This is a genomic window from Novosphingobium sp. KCTC 2891, assembly GCF_025938155.1.
Classification (GTDB): Bacteria; Pseudomonadota; Alphaproteobacteria; order Sphingomonadales; family Sphingomonadaceae; genus Novosphingobium.
The window spans coordinates 344,110-359,239 of sequence record NZ_JAPCZG010000002.1 but is presented as its reverse complement, the minus strand read 5'-3'; the positions used below and the strand labels follow the sequence as shown (position 1 = coordinate 359,239).

At 67.2% G+C, this 15,130-nt stretch carries 15 protein-coding genes; 4 read left to right on the top strand and 11 right to left on the bottom strand.

Annotated features, from left to right (window positions below):
• The first annotated feature begins 12 nt into the window (after nt 1-12).
• Nucleotides 13-1,167: an acyl-CoA dehydrogenase family protein gene (locus OLX02_RS05370; protein ID WP_264420883.1), complete on the top strand. Its 1,155-nt coding sequence runs from the start codon at nt 13-15 to the stop codon at nt 1,165-1,167.
• Nucleotides 1,168-1,279: 112 nt separating this feature from the next.
• On the opposite strand, the gene OLX02_RS05365 is transcribed toward OLX02_RS05370, so the two are convergent.
• Entirely contained in the window at nt 1,280-1,762 is a 483-nt protein-coding gene (locus OLX02_RS05365) for a GAF domain-containing protein (protein ID WP_264420881.1), read from the bottom strand.
• Nucleotides 1,763-1,869: 107 nt separating this feature from the next.
• Here OLX02_RS05365 and OLX02_RS05360 point away from each other — a divergent pair, with 107 nt between their 5' ends.
• Nucleotides 1,870-3,333: a PQQ-dependent sugar dehydrogenase gene (locus tag OLX02_RS05360; protein ID WP_264420878.1), complete on the top strand. Its 1,464-nt coding sequence runs from the start codon at nt 1,870-1,872 to the stop codon at nt 3,331-3,333.
• A gap of 24 nt (nt 3,334-3,357) precedes the next feature.
• Here the strand turns inward: OLX02_RS05360 and OLX02_RS05355 are convergent, their stop codons facing one another.
• Nucleotides 3,358-4,179, bottom strand: coding sequence for an ATP-binding protein (locus OLX02_RS05355; RefSeq protein ID WP_264420875.1), 822 nt, complete (start codon nt 4,177-4,179; stop codon nt 3,358-3,360).
• Between the two features lie 16 nt (nt 4,180-4,195).
• The gene (locus OLX02_RS05350; protein ID WP_264420873.1) at nt 4,196-5,914 is read right to left on the bottom strand and encodes an acyl-CoA dehydrogenase; all 1,719 of its coding nucleotides are present in this window, start codon (nt 5,912-5,914) and stop codon (nt 4,196-4,198) included.
• A gap of 47 nt (nt 5,915-5,961) precedes the next feature.
• Here OLX02_RS05350 and OLX02_RS05345 point away from each other — a divergent pair, with 47 nt between their 5' ends.
• Nucleotides 5,962-6,915, top strand: a complete 954-nt coding sequence (locus OLX02_RS05345; RefSeq protein ID WP_264420871.1) for an L-threonylcarbamoyladenylate synthase — start codon at nt 5,962-5,964, stop codon at nt 6,913-6,915.
• Here OLX02_RS05345 and OLX02_RS05340 read toward each other — a convergent pair.
• The 8 genes from OLX02_RS05340 to OLX02_RS05305 form a co-directional block, all read right to left on the bottom strand.
• Nucleotides 6,912-7,271, bottom strand: coding sequence for a hypothetical protein (locus tag OLX02_RS05340; RefSeq protein WP_264420870.1), 360 nt, complete (start codon nt 7,269-7,271; stop codon nt 6,912-6,914). The genes OLX02_RS05345 and OLX02_RS05340 overlap by 4 nt on opposite strands.
• Nucleotides 7,272-7,345: 74 nt before the next feature.
• Nucleotides 7,346-8,086, bottom strand: a complete 741-nt coding sequence (locus OLX02_RS05335) for a head GIN domain-containing protein (RefSeq protein WP_264420869.1) — start codon at nt 8,084-8,086, stop codon at nt 7,346-7,348.
• 166 nt (nt 8,087-8,252) lie between these two features.
• On the bottom strand, nt 8,253-8,777 hold the full coding sequence (locus tag OLX02_RS05330; protein ID WP_264420868.1) for a CarD family transcriptional regulator: 525 nt from the start codon (nt 8,775-8,777) through the stop codon (nt 8,253-8,255).
• A gap of 377 nt (nt 8,778-9,154) precedes the next feature.
• Nucleotides 9,155-9,493 carry a ferredoxin FdxA gene (gene fdxA / locus OLX02_RS05325; protein ID WP_084279690.1) on the bottom strand — a complete coding sequence of 113 codons (339 nt, stop codon included), beginning with the start codon at nt 9,491-9,493 and terminating at the stop codon, nt 9,155-9,157.
• Between the two features lie 58 nt (nt 9,494-9,551).
• The gene (locus OLX02_RS05320; protein WP_264420863.1) at nt 9,552-9,845 is read right to left on the bottom strand and encodes an RNA-binding S4 domain-containing protein; all 294 of its coding nucleotides are present in this window, start codon (nt 9,843-9,845) and stop codon (nt 9,552-9,554) included.
• Nucleotides 9,845-12,388 (bottom strand): helicase-related protein, encoded by a 2,544-nt coding sequence (locus tag OLX02_RS05315; RefSeq protein ID WP_264420861.1) that lies wholly within the window; start codon nt 12,386-12,388, stop codon nt 9,845-9,847. Before OLX02_RS05315 ends, OLX02_RS05320 begins: the two co-directional genes overlap by 1 nt.
• A 123-nt stretch (nt 12,389-12,511) precedes the next feature.
• Nucleotides 12,512-12,856, bottom strand: a complete 345-nt coding sequence (gene rpoZ / locus OLX02_RS05310) for a DNA-directed RNA polymerase subunit omega (RefSeq protein WP_011443804.1) — start codon at nt 12,854-12,856, stop codon at nt 12,512-12,514.
• A 97-nt stretch (nt 12,857-12,953) separates the two neighbouring features.
• Nucleotides 12,954-14,468, bottom strand: coding sequence for a replicative DNA helicase (locus OLX02_RS05305; RefSeq protein WP_264420856.1), 1,515 nt, complete (start codon nt 14,466-14,468; stop codon nt 12,954-12,956).
• Between the two features lie 149 nt (nt 14,469-14,617).
• Here OLX02_RS05305 and OLX02_RS05300 point away from each other — a divergent pair, with 149 nt between their 5' ends.
• Nucleotides 14,618-15,112, top strand: a complete 495-nt coding sequence (locus OLX02_RS05300; RefSeq protein ID WP_264420855.1) for a UPF0262 family protein — start codon at nt 14,618-14,620, stop codon at nt 15,110-15,112.
• The last annotated feature ends 18 nt before the right edge of the window (nt 15,113-15,130 follow it).

Here is a 15,130-nt window from a genome sequence, read left to right as displayed (position 1 = left end):
AGAGCCGTGCCCATGTCGCTCGACCTGATTCCGCGTACCGCCTATAACGAAGACCATGAAGCCTTCCGCCAGACGGTGCGTCGCTTCATGGAAAACGAAATCGCCCCCAACGCGTCCAAGTGGGCCGAAGAAGGCATCGTGCCCAAGTCCGTGTGGCCCAAGGCCGGCGAGCTGGGCCTGCTGTGCCCCACGGTGCCGGAAGCCTACGGCGGTCTCGGTCTCGATTTCGGCTATAACGCGATCATCGACGAGGAAGGCACCTACTACGGCGGTGCCTCGACCGGGTTCTCGCTGCAGTCGGACATCGTCGCGAACTACATCATCTCCTATGGCTCGGAAGAGCAGAAGCAGAAGTGGCTGCCCAAGATGGTTTCGGGCGAGGTGGTCACTGCCATCGCCATGACCGAGCCGGGCACCGGTTCGGACCTTCAGGGGATGCGCACCACCGCCAAGAAGGACGGCAACCACTACGTGATCAACGGGTCGAAGACCTACATCACGAATGGCCAGAACGCCGACCTGATCCTAGTGTGCTGCAAGACCGACACCGAGATCGAGCCCAAGTGGAAGGGCGTGTCGATCGTCCTTGTCGAAGCTGATCGCGACGGCTTCCAGCGCGGGCGCAAGCTCGACAAGATCGGGCAGGACGAGGCCGATACCTCGGAGCTGTTCTTCAACGATGTGCGCGTGCCGATCACCAATTGCCTGGGCGAAGAAGGCAAGGGCTTCATCTACCTGATGAGCGAACTGCCGCAGGAGCGCCTGTCGATCGCCGTGGGTGCGCAGGCCGCCGCGCAGAAGGCCTTTGACGATACCGTCGCCTTCACCCGCGACCGCAAGGCGTTCGGCAAGCCGATCCTCGACTTCCAGAACACCCGCTTCACGCTGGCCGATCTCAAGTCGAAGCTCCAGGTGGGCTGGGCGCATCTCGACTGGGCTCTGGCGCGTCACCTCCGGAAGGAGCTTACTCCGGAAGAAGGCGCCGCGGCCAAGCTGTGGCACACCGAGCTGCAGTGGGAAGTCATGGACAAGTGCCTCCAGCTGCATGGCGGCGCTGGCTACATGAACGAATACGCCATCGCTCGCAGCTGGCGCGCCGCGCGCGTCACCCGCATCTTCGGCGGCACCAACGAAATCATGAAGGAGCTGATCGGGCGCAAGCTCTGATCCGCGCTTCCTGACGGACAAGCGAACCCCGCCCGGTGCATCCGGGCGGGGTTTTTCGTTTCAACAGTGCTTTGAAATCAAGGCGTTTACCTGACGTCATGACGCCCCATCTTCAGATGCGCTGGGCGATCGCCTTTGCCAGCGCCTCGATTCCGGCCGCATCGTCCGCATCGAAGCGGGCAGGGCTGGGGCTATCGAGATCGATCACCGCGATTACCACACCGTCGCGGATCACCGGCACGACCAGTTCGGAACGGCTCGCCGCGTCACAGGCGATGTGGCCCGGAAAGGCGTGAACGTCGGGCACCAGCTGGGTTTCGCCGCTGGCTGCCGCCGTTCCGCACACGCCCTTGCCCAGCGCGATGCGGATGCAGGCGGGCTTGCCGATGAACGGGCCGAGCACGAGTTCGCCACCGACCATGCGGTAGAATCCGGCCCAGTTGAGATCGCCCATGAACTGCGCGATCAGCGCAGCGACATTAGCCATGTTAGCGACCGCGTCCGGCTCGCCCTCGGTCAGGGCGCTGGCGGCGGAGAGGAGGTCGGCGTGGAGTTCGGCCCTGGTCTGGCCGGGAGTCGGTTCAAAGCTGTACATGGCGCCAGTCTAGCGGCGCGCGGCGCAAATGTCGCGCCGCGCAACTTCCCGGTGCTGCCTGCGCAAGCCCATTGCGGGCAGGGCGCAGCCTGCCTAGTTTGCGGGGCATGAGCCTCCTCAAAAAGATCCTTGTCGGTGCCCTCGTGCTCGTGGTCGCCGTTGGCCTGTTCCTCGTCTGGGTGCTGCGCGGCGATACCGCGCAATATCCGCTCGCGGATACCACCGGGCCGAAGCCCAAGCTGGCCGAGCCGGCGCCCCAGACGTTCCCCACGCTTGGCCTGGCCAAGCCGATTGGCTGGAAGGCCGGCGAAGCCCCCGTCGCGGCACAGGGGCTGACCGTCAGCCGTTTCGCCGATGGTCTCGATCATCCGCGCAGCGTGGTGGTCCTGCCCAATGGCGACGTGCTGGTGGCGGAAACCAACGGGCCGAAGAGCGACGGCCCCGGCGGCATCACCGGGCTGGTCATGGGCTACCTGATGAACGCGGTCGGCGCGGGCGAGGCATCGCCCAACAAGATCGTTCTGCTGCGCGATGCCAATGGCGACGGGAAGGCGGAACAGCGCTTCGTGATCGCCAACCCGGCGCTCGATTCGCCCTTCGGCATGGTCCTGCGCGAGGGGCGGCTTTATGTCGCCAACCACAACGCGGTGGTGTCGTGGCCCTACCAGCTGGGCCAGACCACGCTTTCCGGCACGCCGGAAAAGCTGATGGACCTGCCCGGCGGCGGCAACCACTGGGTGCGCAACCTCGCGCTCAGCCCCGATGGCAACCGGCTTTACGTGACGGTCGGCTCCTCGTCGAACATTGCCGAAAACGGCATCGACAAGGAGAAGGGCCGCGCGGCGATCCACGAGTACGATTTCACCCGCAAGAGCGCGCGCGAATATGCCAGCGGGCTCCGCAATCCCAACGGGCTGGATTTCAACCCGCGCACGGGCGAGCTTTGGACCGTGGTCAACGAGCGCGACATGCTCGGCTCGGACCTCGTTCCCGATTACCTGACCAATGTGCCGCTGGGCGTCACCTATGGCTGGCCGTGGGCCTACTGGAAGAAGAACATCGACTGGCGCGTGCAGGAGCCGATGCCGGAGTACACGCTCGAATATGTGCGCAAGCCGGAATACGCGCTGGGCGCACACACTGCGCCGCTCGGCCTGGCGTTTGCACGCGGCGGCAACGTGATGGGCAGCCGCTTCGCCAGCGGGGCGTTCATCGCACGGCACGGTTCGTGGAACCGCAAGCCGCTGTCGGGCTACGATGTGGTTTTCGTCCGCTTTGACGATCGCGGCAACGTGCTGCCGAACCAGCCGGTGCCGGTGCTGACCGGCTTCCTCGACAAGGACGGCAAGGCGCATGGCCGCCCGACATGGGTCGCCTTCGCCAAGGACGGCGCGCTGCTCGTCAGCGACGATACCGGCGGGGTGATCTGGCGCGTGACCGCGCCCGGCGCGGCGCCGGCGGCGGCGATTGCCGAAATCCCGTCCACGCCCCTGCCGGCAAAGCCCAAGGGCACCGGCAAGTTCATCGCCCGCCCCGACGAAAATTCGGACCTGACCAAGCCGCAGCCGTAAGCGGCAGCGGCGCGGGCGCGTGATTCAGATCGCGCGCCCGGCCCGTCCTGCCAGTTCGTTGACATATTGCCAGGCGACGCGGCCCGAGCGGCCGCCGCGGCGCTTCGACCATTCCAGCGCGTCGGACGCTTCCCAATCCAGCGCGTGATGCGCGGCATACCCGGCGATGATCGCCAGATAATCGTCCTGCGAACAGGCGTGGAAGCCCAGCGAAAGCCCGAAGCGGTCGGCCAGCGCCAGCTTGTCGTCCACGGCATCGCGCGGGTTGATCGGATCGTCCTGTTCCGAGGTATGGCGCTCGACGATGGCGCGCCGGTTCGAGGTGACGGCAAGCCGCACGTTCGCCGGCCGCGCTTCCACCCCGCCTTCGAGCCATGAGCGGAGCTTTCGGGCGGCGTCGGCATCGCCCGAATCGAAGCCGAGATCGTCCAGGAACACGAGGAAACGGCGCTCGATGCCCCGCAGTAGCGTGAAGAGCCGCGCAAGGCCGGCGTCGGGTGTGGCCTGCACCAAGGCCAGGCTGCCCGGCAGAGCCTGCTGTGCGGCCAGCGTGGCGGCACGCAGGAGCGCGGACTTGCCCATGCCGCGCGATCCCCACAGCAACATGTCGTGCGCCGCCGCGCCGTGCGACAGGCGGGCGACGTTGGCGACCACGGCGGCCTTCTGCTGGTCGATACCCTGCATCAGGGCGAGCGCGGGCGCCTCCAGCACCGGCACGGCGCGCGCCGCCGTCCCGTCCCACACGTAGGCCGGGTGCGCCAGCCAGTCGGCCGGCGTCGGGGCCGGCGGGGCGAGCCGATCGAGCGCATCGGCAATGCGCGTCAGCAGCGCGGGCGTATCGTCCATCGGCCGTGCGCTCCGCTCAGCCAACCAGTGCAGCGGTGTCGATGGCGTAGAGCAGTTCGGCTCCCCCCATGGCGGAGGCGCCCAGGCCGCGCGCCTCGGGCACGATGGTGCGGTTGAAGAACCGCGTCACTGCCGTCTTGGCGGCATCGCCGCTGGCGCGTGCCTGCCGCGCCAGTTGCCAGCCCGCCACGGCCACTGCGCACATCGTGGTGAAAGGCACGCTGCCCGCCAGCTTGTCGTCCAGCGAGGCGTTGGTGCTCATCCACTGGCCGATCGCGGCGGCATCCTTCGCCAGCGCGGCGACTTCGGGCACGTCCTCCATCTCGGCGCTGATGTCCGCCATCAGCGCCTGCAGCACGCCTCCGTTGTCGAAGCCGAGCTTGCGGGTGACGAGATCGGCCGCCTGGATGCCGTTGGTGCCTTCGTAGATCGGTGCGATGCGCGCGTCGCGGTAATGCTGCGCCGCGCCGGTCTCCTCGACGAAGCCCATGCCGCCGTGGACCTGCACGCCGATGCTGGCCACTTCGCAGCCGATGTCGGTGCCCCAGGCCTTGAGCATCGGCACGAGCAGTTCGGCGCGCTTCTGCGCGGCCTCGTCGCCCAGGGCGCCGCGATCGACCTGCCCGGCGGTGTAGTACAGCAGCGCGCGCGCGCCTTCGGTCAGCGCGCGCATCCGCAGGATCATGCGGCGCACGTCGGGGTGCTCGATGATCGCGACGGGCGCCTTGTTCGGCGAGCCGGAGCGGGCGCTCTGGATGCGGTCGCGGGCATAGGCGCTCGCCTGCTGCAACGCGCGCTCGGCGATCTGCACACCCTGGCTGCCGACGTTGATGCGGGCCGAGTTCATCATCGTGAACATGGCCTTCAGGCCTTCGTTCTCGTGACCGACCAGTTCGCCGATGCACTCGCCGTTGTCGCCATACGACATGATGCACGTCGGCGAGACGTTGATGCCCAGCTTGTGTTCGATCGATACGCAGCGCACGTCGTTACGCGCGCCGAGCGATCCGTCCGCACCGACGTGGAACTTGGGCACGATGAACAGCGAGATGCCGCGCGACCCGGCCGGGGCATCGGGCGTGCGCGCGAGGACGAGGTGGACGATGTTTTCCGCCAGATCGTGTTCGCCGAAGGTGATGAAGATCTTGGTGCCAGCGATGCGGTGCTTGCCTGCGTGCGGTCCTTCGGTGATCGGCGTGGCGGTGGTGCGCAGTGCGCCCACGTCGGACCCGGCCTGCGGTTCGGTCAGGTTCATGGTGCCCGACCATTCGCCCGAGATCAGCCTGGGCAGGTAAAGCGCCTGCTGTTCTGCGCTGCCGTGGTGGTGCAGCGCCTCGATCGCGCCGACCGTGAGGATCGGCAGCAGGGTGAAGCCCATGTTGGCCGCACCCAGCGTTTCCAGCACGCAGGTGGCGAGCGTGAAGGGCAGCCCCTGTCCGCCGAACTGCTCCGGCCCGGCGATGGCGTTCCAGCCCTGTTCGACAAAGGCGCGGTAGGCGGCGTCGTATCCTTCGGGCAGCACGACGTTGCCATCGGCCCAGCGCGCGCCGATGGTGTCGCCCGCGCGGTTGAGCGGCGCCCATTCGCCCGCAGCGAGTGCGCCGATGCCTTCGGCGATGGCTTCGACCAGATCGGGCGTGGCCGCGGCGAAACGCTCCGTCTGCGAAAGCTCGTCGATCCCGGCAGACACCCGCATGGCGAGAACCTGGTCGGCAGTTGGCGGGGTGAAATCCATCTGTTGTTTTCCTTGGCAGCGCTCGCCGTGCGCTATAGCGCCAAGCCATGACCGCGACAAAGCCTCCCGTCATTGTTCAGGCCGATGAAAACGGCATTGCCGAGGCCGCCCGGATCATCGCCGCGGGCGGTACCGTGGCCGTGCCGACCGAGACCGTCTATGGCTTGGCCGCGCGCGCAGACGACGATGGCGCCGTGGCCGGGATCTACCGCGCGAAGGGACGGCCCGATTTCAATCCTTTGATCGTCCACGTGCCCGATCTGGCGGCGGCGGAACGGCTGGCGGAAATGGACGAGCGGGCACACCGCCTTGCTGCCGCGTTCTGGCCCGGCGCGCTGACGCTGGTGGTGCCGCGCCGCGCCGGGGCGGAACTGGCTGCCGCGGTGAGCGCGGGACTGCCCACCGTGGCGCTGCGCTGCCCCGCACATCCGGTGATGCAGGCCTTGCTGCGGCGATGCGGCCTGCCGCTGGCCGCGCCATCGGCCAATCGCAGCGGCGGGGTCAGCCCGACCGAGGCGGCGCACGTGGCGGCATCGCTGGGCGGGCGGGTCGATCTGATCCTCGATGGCGGGATCACCGAGCAGGGTATCGAATCCACCATCGTTGGCCTGCGCGCGGACGGGACATGGGCGATCCTGCGGCCCGGTCCCATCGATGAGGCCAGGATTTCCGCGGTTCTGGGCGCGCAATCCGGCGGCATGACGTCACACGGCGGCGGGATCGAGGCGCCGGGACAGCTCGCCAGCCACTATGCGCCGGGCAAGCCGGTGCGTCTGGAGGCACACGCGGCCGAACCGGACGAATTCCTGATCGGCTTTGGCGATGTCGAGGGCGAGGTGACGCTGTCGGCAAGCGGCGATCTGGCCGAAGCGGCGGCGCGGCTTTACGCCTGCCTCCACGCGGCCGCGGATGCGCCGCAGCCGCGCATTGCGGTGGCGCCCGTGCCGATGGCGGGCATCGGCGTGGCCATCAACGACCGGCTGGGGCGCGCTGCCGCCTAGTCGCGTTCGTAGGGCACCGAGGCGCGCATCGCGTCCATGTCGCGCGCGATCCGGCCCGCATTGATGCAGGCCTCGTCATCGCCGCGTTCGCAGCGCACGCGCGCCCGGCCGTAATCGCGTTCAAGGCTGCCATAGCGTTCTTCGCGCTGCCGGATTTCGCGGCCGCGCTTTTGATCGCGCTCGGAATCGCTGACCGTCACGCGGTCGTAGACATCGGCGGTGGTGTTCACGGCGCGCGCGCCTGCGCGGACGGGCATGGTGGCGAGATCGAACGCGCTTTTCGCCACGCAGCCCGGCAGCAGGGCCAGCGCGGCGATGGCGAGCGGCCAGCGGATGCGAATCACTCGTTGGGTCATGCGATATTCCCCCCGGAAAGGCCCTGCATTGGGGGCGGCGCGGTTAGCCAATACTGAACCGCGCCCCGTCTACGTCAAGGTTCGCAGATCAGCTTGCCCGATCCCATCGACGAGACCTTGCACGTCGCACGGCCCTTTACCCGCACTTCGCCCGATCCCATGATGTCGGCCTTGACCTCTCCATCGGAGGCGAAGCGCGTGTTGCCCGATCCCGCGACGTCGATTTTCGCCGATTCTGCAGTCAGGCCCTCCATCGACGCGTCGCCGCTGCCGGCCACGGTGACCTTGAGCGTGCCGGCCTTGCCCGCTGCGCGCAGCTTGCCCGAACCGACTACATCGACGTGCAGTTCCTTGGCATCGATGGCGGGGGCATCGACCAGGCCGGAGCCGGCGATGGTCACGCTGGCCTTGTCGCCGGTCAGCGCGTCGACCTCGATCTGGCCCGATCCGGCCAGCACCACTTCGCGGGCGGCGGGGACTGTCACGTTGACGGTGACGGTGCCATCCGCATCGTGGCTTTTCCAGGTTTCGCGCGCGATGCCCAGCTTGCCGTCCTTCAGCGTGAAGCGCAGCTTGTCCTTGATCGCGCTGTCGCCGTCGACGCTGATGGCCAGCGCCGCGCCGCGCGTGATGCGCACCCTGTCGGGGCCAAGCAGGGTGATCTGTTCGGGGGCCTTGCCCGATAGATCGAGTTGCGACAGCGGCACGCCCTTTGTGCCGTCGATGCTGACATTGGCGGAATCGCAGGCGGAAACAGCGGCGGCGAGGCCGATCATCGCAACGCCGGCAAGCGTTCGTGCAAGATCCTTGAACATGGCAGGCACTCCCAAAGGTGTGTTGCCAGACTAATGCACCATCGGCTGGCGCGCCATGTCGTTCGCCGGAAACCATCGGCGGCTGGTGGAAGGGAGGGGGAGGGAACGAAAAAGGCCGCCGGTGGTGAACCGGCGGCCTTTTTCATCGGCGCGAAGGGGAAACGGATCAGACCGTTTCGTAGTACTTCGGCGCGTGCTCGTTCAGGATTGCGAGGATCTTCTGGAGCGCGGCGGGTTCGTCGGTCTTTTCCATTGCGGCGAGTTCGCGGGCGAGGCGCGAGGACGCAGCTTCAAAGATCTGGCGCTCCGAATAGCTCTGTTCCGGCTGGTCGTCGGCACGGAACAGGTCGCGCGTCACTTCGGCGATCGAAACGAGATCGCCCGAGTTGATCTTGGCTTCATATTCCTGGGCGCGGCGCGACCACATGGTGCGCTTGACCTTGGGCTTGCCCTTGAGCGTGTCGAGTGCTTCGCGCAGCGTCTTGTCCGAGGACAGCTTGCGCATGCCGATCGCTTCGACCTTGTTCACCGGAACGCGCAGCGTCATGCGTTCCTTTTCAAAGCGGAGCACGTACAGCTCCAGCTTCATCCCGGCGATTTCTTCATTCTGCAGTTCGACCACCCGGCCGACACCATGCTTCGGATAGACGACGTAATCCCCAACATCGAAGGCAAGAGCCTTGGTTGCCATTGCTTATCCTTTCGACGCGGGCAGGAGCGACGACGGCAACGGGCGGGAATTCGCCCTAAGGTACAGGCCCGGACTCTTGTGGGGGAAGATGTCCGGAAAAAGCGACCGTTCAACGCGGTCTGCGTAGCCCTGCGATCCGTTTGCCGCTTTTCCTGCCTTCTCGTGGTGAAAAGGCGCCGGACAGGCGAAACCGTCCGGCGCGTGACCAGCGATATAGCAGTCCTGTAATAAAATTGCCAGACCCGGATGCGTTAAATCGCCTTCATCTGCGGCGAGAAGCCACGGAAGGTCGCGCAATCAAGCCCATTTCGGGCCTATGGCCTGCTGGAGAGGCTTGGACAGGGGCGACCGAATCGACCGCCCCGTCCAACATCCGGTCAGTCGCCCTCGCCGGGCTCGGCCGAGAAGTACTTGTCGAACTTGCCGTCCTCGCCCTTGTGCTCATCGGCGTCTGCCGGCGCGTCCTTCTTGGCGGTGATGTTCGGCCATTCGGCAGAATACTTGGCGTTGAGCTCGAGCCACTGCTCGAGACCGGATTCGGTATCGGGCAGGATCGCCTCGGCCGGGCATTCCGGTTCGCAGACGCCGCAGTCAATGCATTCGCTGGGATTGATCACGAGCATGTTCTCACCCTCGTAGAAGCAATCTACGGGGCAGACCTCTACGCAGTCCATGAACTTGCAGCGGATGCAGGCGTCGGTGACGACGTAGGTCATCGGTGATTTTCCCTCAGGCTCTGTTTCCGGTCGTGCTAGAGGCGTTTGCAGCCGCCCGTCAAGCGTCCGTTCGCGCAGAGGGTTCGTCAAACTGCTCCACGCCGGGTTCAAGCACCCGATAGCAGGCCTGCGCTTCGGCCGCCGGACCGCGCCGCGTCGGCAGGCTGAGCACCTCGATCACCTTGACCCCGGAGCGCGTCGGAAGGACCAGAACGTCGCCGGGTCTGACCGCGGCGCTGGGCCGCTCGATCCGCCGTCCGTTGAGCCGCATATGTCCTTCCAGTGCCCAATCATGCGCGAAACTGCGTGTCGCGGCGAGCCGCACGTACCACAGCAGCTTGTCCACCCGCATCAGCGGATCAGCTCCGCCAGTGCAGCGAAAGCACCCGTGGCGGGCGGCGCGGTGCGCGCGGGCGTGGCGTCAGGGCTGGGGCGAGACGGGCGCCAGTCCCACAGCGGCGGCGAAGGGGGGCCGAATGCCCCTTCGGGCAGGGGGCGACCCGTGGAGACCCGGAAACCGGCCGCGCGCAGCAGCGCGGCATAGCTGGCCGTGGTCAGCCCCATCGACCGCGCCAGGGTGGGATCGAGGTAATAGCGCTTGCCCTTTGCGGTCAGCCGCACGCGGTGCGCATCCTGGAGAAGTTTTTCCGCAAGATCCACGCGGATGGCCTGAGCGCCCACGCGGCGGTAGCCGAGCGGCGTAGCCTTTCCATCCAGCGCGGCCGGCATTTCCGCTACCGGTGCGGCGTGGGCCAGTCCGCGCAAACCGGCCAGCCGGCTCCACAGCCCCAGGGCGCGCGGTCGCAGCGCCTGCGGCACGAACAGGTCTAGCGCGCCGATTCTGACGCCCAGGCGGCGCAGGGCCTCCCGCTGGCGCGGCTCGAGCGTGTCGATGCCCGATCCTTCGCGGACAAGGACGCCGCCCGCTTCGACCAGGCGCAGCAGCAGTGCGCGCAGCGCCGAGCCGGAGTCGGGGGCTCGGCTCGCCTCCTCCAGCCTGCGCAGAGGAGAGAGGGGGGCCGCGGCGAGCGCGGCGAACCAAGCGGCGACGGCGTCGGCCGCCTTGTCGCGTTCGGGCAGTGGCAGCCGGTCGAGCGCGGGTTCGAGCATGATGCGGGGATCGAGCAGCGCCTTGCCCGCTTCCAGCCGCGCCACCGGATGACCGCGCCACACGATCTTCCGCCCATCGAGCAGCAGCCCGTCCGGCAGGGCGGCGTCGGCCATCAGTTCGGCGGCGTGCCGGGCGAGCAGTCCCGGCAGGTGGCGTTCGGCGGCGGCCAGCAACAGCTTGCGGTCGGCCGCGCGGGCGAGCGGATCCACCACGAAGCGGAAGCCTTCCAGATGGCCGATGGGTTCGTCGTCCACCAGCACTGCGCCGCTTTCGGCCAGCCGCACCGGCAGCAGCGCGGCGTCGGCACCCGCCTTGCGCATCAGCACCGTGGTGCGGCGGTTGACGAAGCGTTCGGTCAGCCGCGCGTGGAGCGCGTCGGACAGGCGGGTTTCCACCGCACGTGCTCGCGCCGCCATCTCGTCGTGCGCCAGCACCCAGTCGGGCCGCTGCGCGATGTAGGACCAGCTGCGGATTGCCGCGATGCGGCCCTGGAGGGTGTCGATGTCGCCGGAGGGATTGTCGAGCTGCGCGATCGACTGCGCGAGGTAGTCCGCGCCCAGGTAGCCGTGGCGCAGGTCCTGCCACAGCCGCGCCACGAAGCGCGCGTGCGTTTCCGCGCCCTGTTGCCGGAAATCGGGAAGCGAGCAGGCCTGCCAGAAGCGCTGGACCGAACCGCGGCCGCGCACCGATGCGGCGATCTCGGGCTCGTCGGCCAGCCGGGTCAGCACCGAAAGATCGATGGCTTGGGGCGGGGTCGCCAGTTCGGGGCGGGGCGGGGGGCTTTCGAGATCGTCGATCAGCGTGCGCAGCGAATCGAAGCGCGGTTCCGATTCGCGCCAGAACAGCCGGGTCAGCGGCGGGAAACGGTGCTCCTCGATCGCATAGACTTCCTCGGGCGTGAATTCGGGACCGTGCCCGCCCATGCCGGCCAGCGTGCCGAAGGTGCCGTCCTTGTGATGGCGTCCCGCCCGGCCCGCGATCTGGGCCATTTCGGCGGTGGTCAGCCGGCGCTGGCGGTGCCCGTCGTATTTCGACAGGCCGGCGAAGGCGACATGGGTGACGTCAAGATTCAGCCCCATGCCGATGGCATCGGTGGCGACGAGGTAATCCACTTCGCCCGCCTGATACATTTCCACTTGTGCGTTGCGCGTCTGCGGGCTGAGCGCGCCCATCACCACGGCCGCGCCGCCGCGAAAGCGGCGCAGCATCTCGGCCATGGCGTAGACCTGCTCGGCGCTGAACGCGACGATCGCGCTGCGCGGCGGGATGCGCGACAGCTTCTTCGCGCCGGCGTGGGTGAGCGTCGAAAAGCGCGGGCGGGAGACGATTTCCGCCTCGGGCACCAGCGCCTTGATCATCGGTTGCAGGGTGGCGGAGCCGAGCAGCATCGTCTCCTCGCGCCCGCGCGTATGCAGCAGACGGTCGGTGAAAACGTGGCCGCGTTCGGGATCGGCCGAAAGCTGCGCCTCGTCGAGTGCCACGAAGGCGAGGTCGGGCCGGCTCGGCATCGCCTCGACCGTGCACAGGTGCCAGCGCGCGCCTTTCGGCTCGATCCGCTCCTCGCCGGTGATCAGCGCGACGTTCTGCGGACCTTTGATGGCGCAGACACGGTCATAGACTTCGCGCGCCAGCAGTCGCAGCGGAAAGCCGATCGCGCCCGACGAATGCGCGCAGAGTCGCTCGATGGCGAGGTGGGTCTTGCCGGTGTTGGTGGGGCCGAGCACGGCCTTGACCCGACGGTCGGTCGGGCCTCCGCCGAAACGAAGGGGCGAGAGGCTGGCCATGACCGAAATGTGGCGAGCCTTGTTCGCAGACGCAAGAAGGCGCCGGGATTTTATCCCCGGCGCCTTCCTTGAAGCCGGCCAGGCACCCGTTGGATGCCTTCGGGTGCCCTTCAGGGCACCTGCTTATCCGTCGTAGTCTGCACCCAGCGAGGTGTTGCGCACCGGTGCCGCAGCGGTGATGCGCAGCGCTTCGGCCGACTGCGACAGCGAGCCGATTTCATCGACCTCGTCGTCGTCGTCAGGCAGCACGCGCTGGAGCGACTGGATCAGGTTTTCCTTGAGCACCGCCGGGCGGACGGTTTCTTCCGCGATCTCGCGCAGGGCGACGACCGGGTTCTTGTCACGGTCGCGGTCGACGGTGAGTTCGGCACCGCCCGAGATCGCGCGGGCGCGCTCGGCGGCCAGCAGGACGAGATCGAAACGGTTGGGAACCTTGTCGACGCAATCTTCGACGGTAACGCGCGCCATCCGGGCACTCCGATAGGCAAGAATGAGTGGAAAGAAGCGCAGCTAGGCCGGAGGTGTGGAAAAGTCAAGAAAAGTCGGCGGCCCGAGAATCAGGCCCCTACTCGTCGTCGCCGTAGGAGTGGGCGGCCAGCTGGTCGGGCGCGAGGTCGCTGAAGCGGGTGATGCGCGCTTCGAAGCGCATACGGACCTTGCCGGTGGAGCCGTGGCGCTGCTTGGCCACGATCAGTTCGGCCAGACCATAGACGCGCTCCATTTCCGCCTGCCACGCGGCATGGGCTTCCTGCACCTTGGGATCGTCGTTGCCCTGCGGCACCTTCGGTTCCTTCGCCGCGACGTAGTAATCCTCGCGGAACACGAACCAGACCATGTCCGCGTCCTGCTCGATCGAGCCCGATTCGCGAAGGTCCGAGAGCATCGGGCGCTTGTCGTCGCGCTGTTCGACCGCGCGGCTGAGCTGCGACAGCGCGATCACGGGGACGGCGAGTTCCTTGGCCAGAGTCTTGAGACCACGGCTGATTTCCGAGATTTCGTTGACGCGGTTGTCCGACCGTCCCGAGCCTTGCAGCAGCTGGAGGTAGTCGACGATGATCAGGCCGATGTCGTGCCGGCGCTTCAGGCGGCGCGCCCTTGCGCGAAGGCTGCCGATGGTCAGCGCCGGGGTATCGTCGATGTAGAGCGGCAGTTCGGCCAGGCGCTGGCTGGCGAAGGACAGCTGCTGGAAATCCTCGCGGCTGATCCGGCCCATGCGGAGCGCTTCGGAACTGATGCCCGACTGTTCGGCGAGGATACGCGTGGCGAGCTGGTCCGCGCTCATTTCCAGGCTGAAGAAGGCCACCCCCGCGCCGACCGAATCCTTCAGCGCAATGCCGTCGTCCAGGTCGCGGCGCAGGCGGTCGGCGGCGTTGAACGCGATATTGGTGACGAGCGAGGTCTTGCCCATGCCCGGACGGCCGGCGAGGATGATAAGGTCGGAATCGTGCAGTCCGCCGATCTTCTCGTTGACCGAGGTGAGGCCGGTGGTCTTGCCGGAGATGTGGCCGCCCGAAAGCAGGGCCTTCTCGATCATTTCCAGCGAAGCGCGCGTGGCCTGCGCGAAGCTCTGCGCCTCGCTGCCGGTCTGCGCGCCTTCGGCCACGGCATAGAGCGCGGCTTCGGCCTGTTCCACCTGTTGCAGCGGAGCGACCGCCTCGCTGGTGTCCATCGCCCCTTCGACAAGGTTGCGGCCCACGGTGATGAGTTCGCGCAGCAGCGCCAGATCATAGATCTGTTCCGCCAGTTCACGCGGGTTGAGCAAGCCTTGCCCATCGGCGGTCAGCCGCGCGAGATAGGCGGTGCCGCCCAGCTCCTTCAGCCCTTCGTCGGTTTCGAAGTAGGGCTTGAGCGTGACCGGGGTGACCACCGCCTTGCGGTCGATCAGGGTCTGGATGCGCTCGAACACGCGGCCGTGGACCGGCGCGAAGAAATGCTCCGGCTTCAGCGGACTGGTCAGTTCTTCGAGAATGCGGTTGTCGATCAGCACCGCGCCCAGAAAGGCGGCTTCCGCTTCGACGTTGCAGGGCAGGGCGCGCACCGTATCGGGTTCGCGCGAGAGGATCGCTTCGCTGGCAGACATGGCAGCCTCAATGGGGCAGGGCAGGCCCTCGCGGCAAGCGAGTGAGCTGCCCTGATGTGGCACAATTTACCCACAGCCTGTGGATGGCGCAAATGCCGCCTGCAAATCACCTTGCCCCCGGCTTTCGCCTCTGCGAAATACACTGCCCCATGGCGGACCCGCGCATTTCGCATATCGAGCTTGATGAGGCGACGATCATCTGGCGCAATGCCGATATCGAGCAGGAGCGCCGGATCGCCATCTTCGACCTGATCGAGGAAAACACCTTCAAGCCGCTGCGCGCGTTCGAGGCTGGTCACACCGGGCCTTACCGGCTGCGCCTCTCGGTCGAGGACGGGCGGCTGGCGCTCGCCATTTCCAGCGACGACGGCGCGGGCGACGGACAGCTGCTGGAGACGATCGTCCTTGGGCTGGGGCGCTTCCGGCGGCCGATCAAGGACTACTTCGCGATCTGCGATTCCTATTACCAGGCGATCCGGCGCGCCACCGCGCAGGAGATCGAGACGATCGACATGGCGCGGCGCGGCGTCCACAACGGCGCGGCCGAAATGCTGCTGGAACGGTTCGAGGGCAAGATCGAGACCGACTTCGCCACGGCCCGCCGGCTCTTTACCCTGATCTGCGTGCTGCATATCAGGGGCTGACGCAAAGATCTGACCGGG

What these genes read in the sequence shown, in the direction of transcription:
- OLX02_RS05305 (WP_264420856.1), bottom strand. Translation starts at nt 14,468, where the DNA reads ATGTCTGCCAGCGAAGCGATCCTCTCGCGCGAACCCGATACGGTGCGC.
- rpoZ (WP_011443804.1), bottom strand. Translation starts at nt 12,856, where the DNA reads ATGGCGCGCGTTACCGTCGAAGATTGCGTCGACAAGGTTCCCAACCGT.
- fdxA (WP_084279690.1), bottom strand. Translation starts at nt 9,493, where the DNA reads ATGACCTACGTCGTCACCGACGCCTGCATCCGCTGCAAGTTCATGGAC.
- OLX02_RS05300 (WP_264420855.1), top strand. Translation starts at nt 14,618, where the DNA reads ATGGCGGACCCGCGCATTTCGCATATCGAGCTTGATGAGGCGACGATC.
- OLX02_RS05360 (WP_264420878.1), top strand. Translation starts at nt 1,870, where the DNA reads ATGAGCCTCCTCAAAAAGATCCTTGTCGGTGCCCTCGTGCTCGTGGTC.
- OLX02_RS05315 (WP_264420861.1), bottom strand. Translation starts at nt 12,388, where the DNA reads ATGGCCAGCCTCTCGCCCCTTCGTTTCGGCGGAGGCCCGACCGACCGT.
- OLX02_RS05370 (WP_264420883.1), top strand. Translation starts at nt 13, where the DNA reads ATGTCGCTCGACCTGATTCCGCGTACCGCCTATAACGAAGACCATGAA.
- OLX02_RS05355 (WP_264420875.1), bottom strand. Translation starts at nt 4,179, where the DNA reads ATGGACGATACGCCCGCGCTGCTGACGCGCATTGCCGATGCGCTCGAT.
- OLX02_RS05345 (WP_264420871.1), top strand. Translation starts at nt 5,962, where the DNA reads ATGACCGCGACAAAGCCTCCCGTCATTGTTCAGGCCGATGAAAACGGC.
- OLX02_RS05340 (WP_264420870.1), bottom strand. Translation starts at nt 7,271, where the DNA reads ATGACCCAACGAGTGATTCGCATCCGCTGGCCGCTCGCCATCGCCGCG.
- OLX02_RS05350 (WP_264420873.1), bottom strand. Translation starts at nt 5,914, where the DNA reads ATGGATTTCACCCCGCCAACTGCCGACCAGGTTCTCGCCATGCGGGTG.
- OLX02_RS05365 (WP_264420881.1), bottom strand. Translation starts at nt 1,762, where the DNA reads ATGTACAGCTTTGAACCGACTCCCGGCCAGACCAGGGCCGAACTCCAC.
- OLX02_RS05330 (WP_264420868.1), bottom strand. Translation starts at nt 8,777, where the DNA reads ATGGCAACCAAGGCTCTTGCCTTCGATGTTGGGGATTACGTCGTCTAT.
- OLX02_RS05320 (WP_264420863.1), bottom strand. Translation starts at nt 9,845, where the DNA reads ATGCGGGTGGACAAGCTGCTGTGGTACGTGCGGCTCGCCGCGACACGC.
- OLX02_RS05335 (WP_264420869.1), bottom strand. Translation starts at nt 8,086, where the DNA reads ATGTTCAAGGATCTTGCACGAACGCTTGCCGGCGTTGCGATGATCGGC.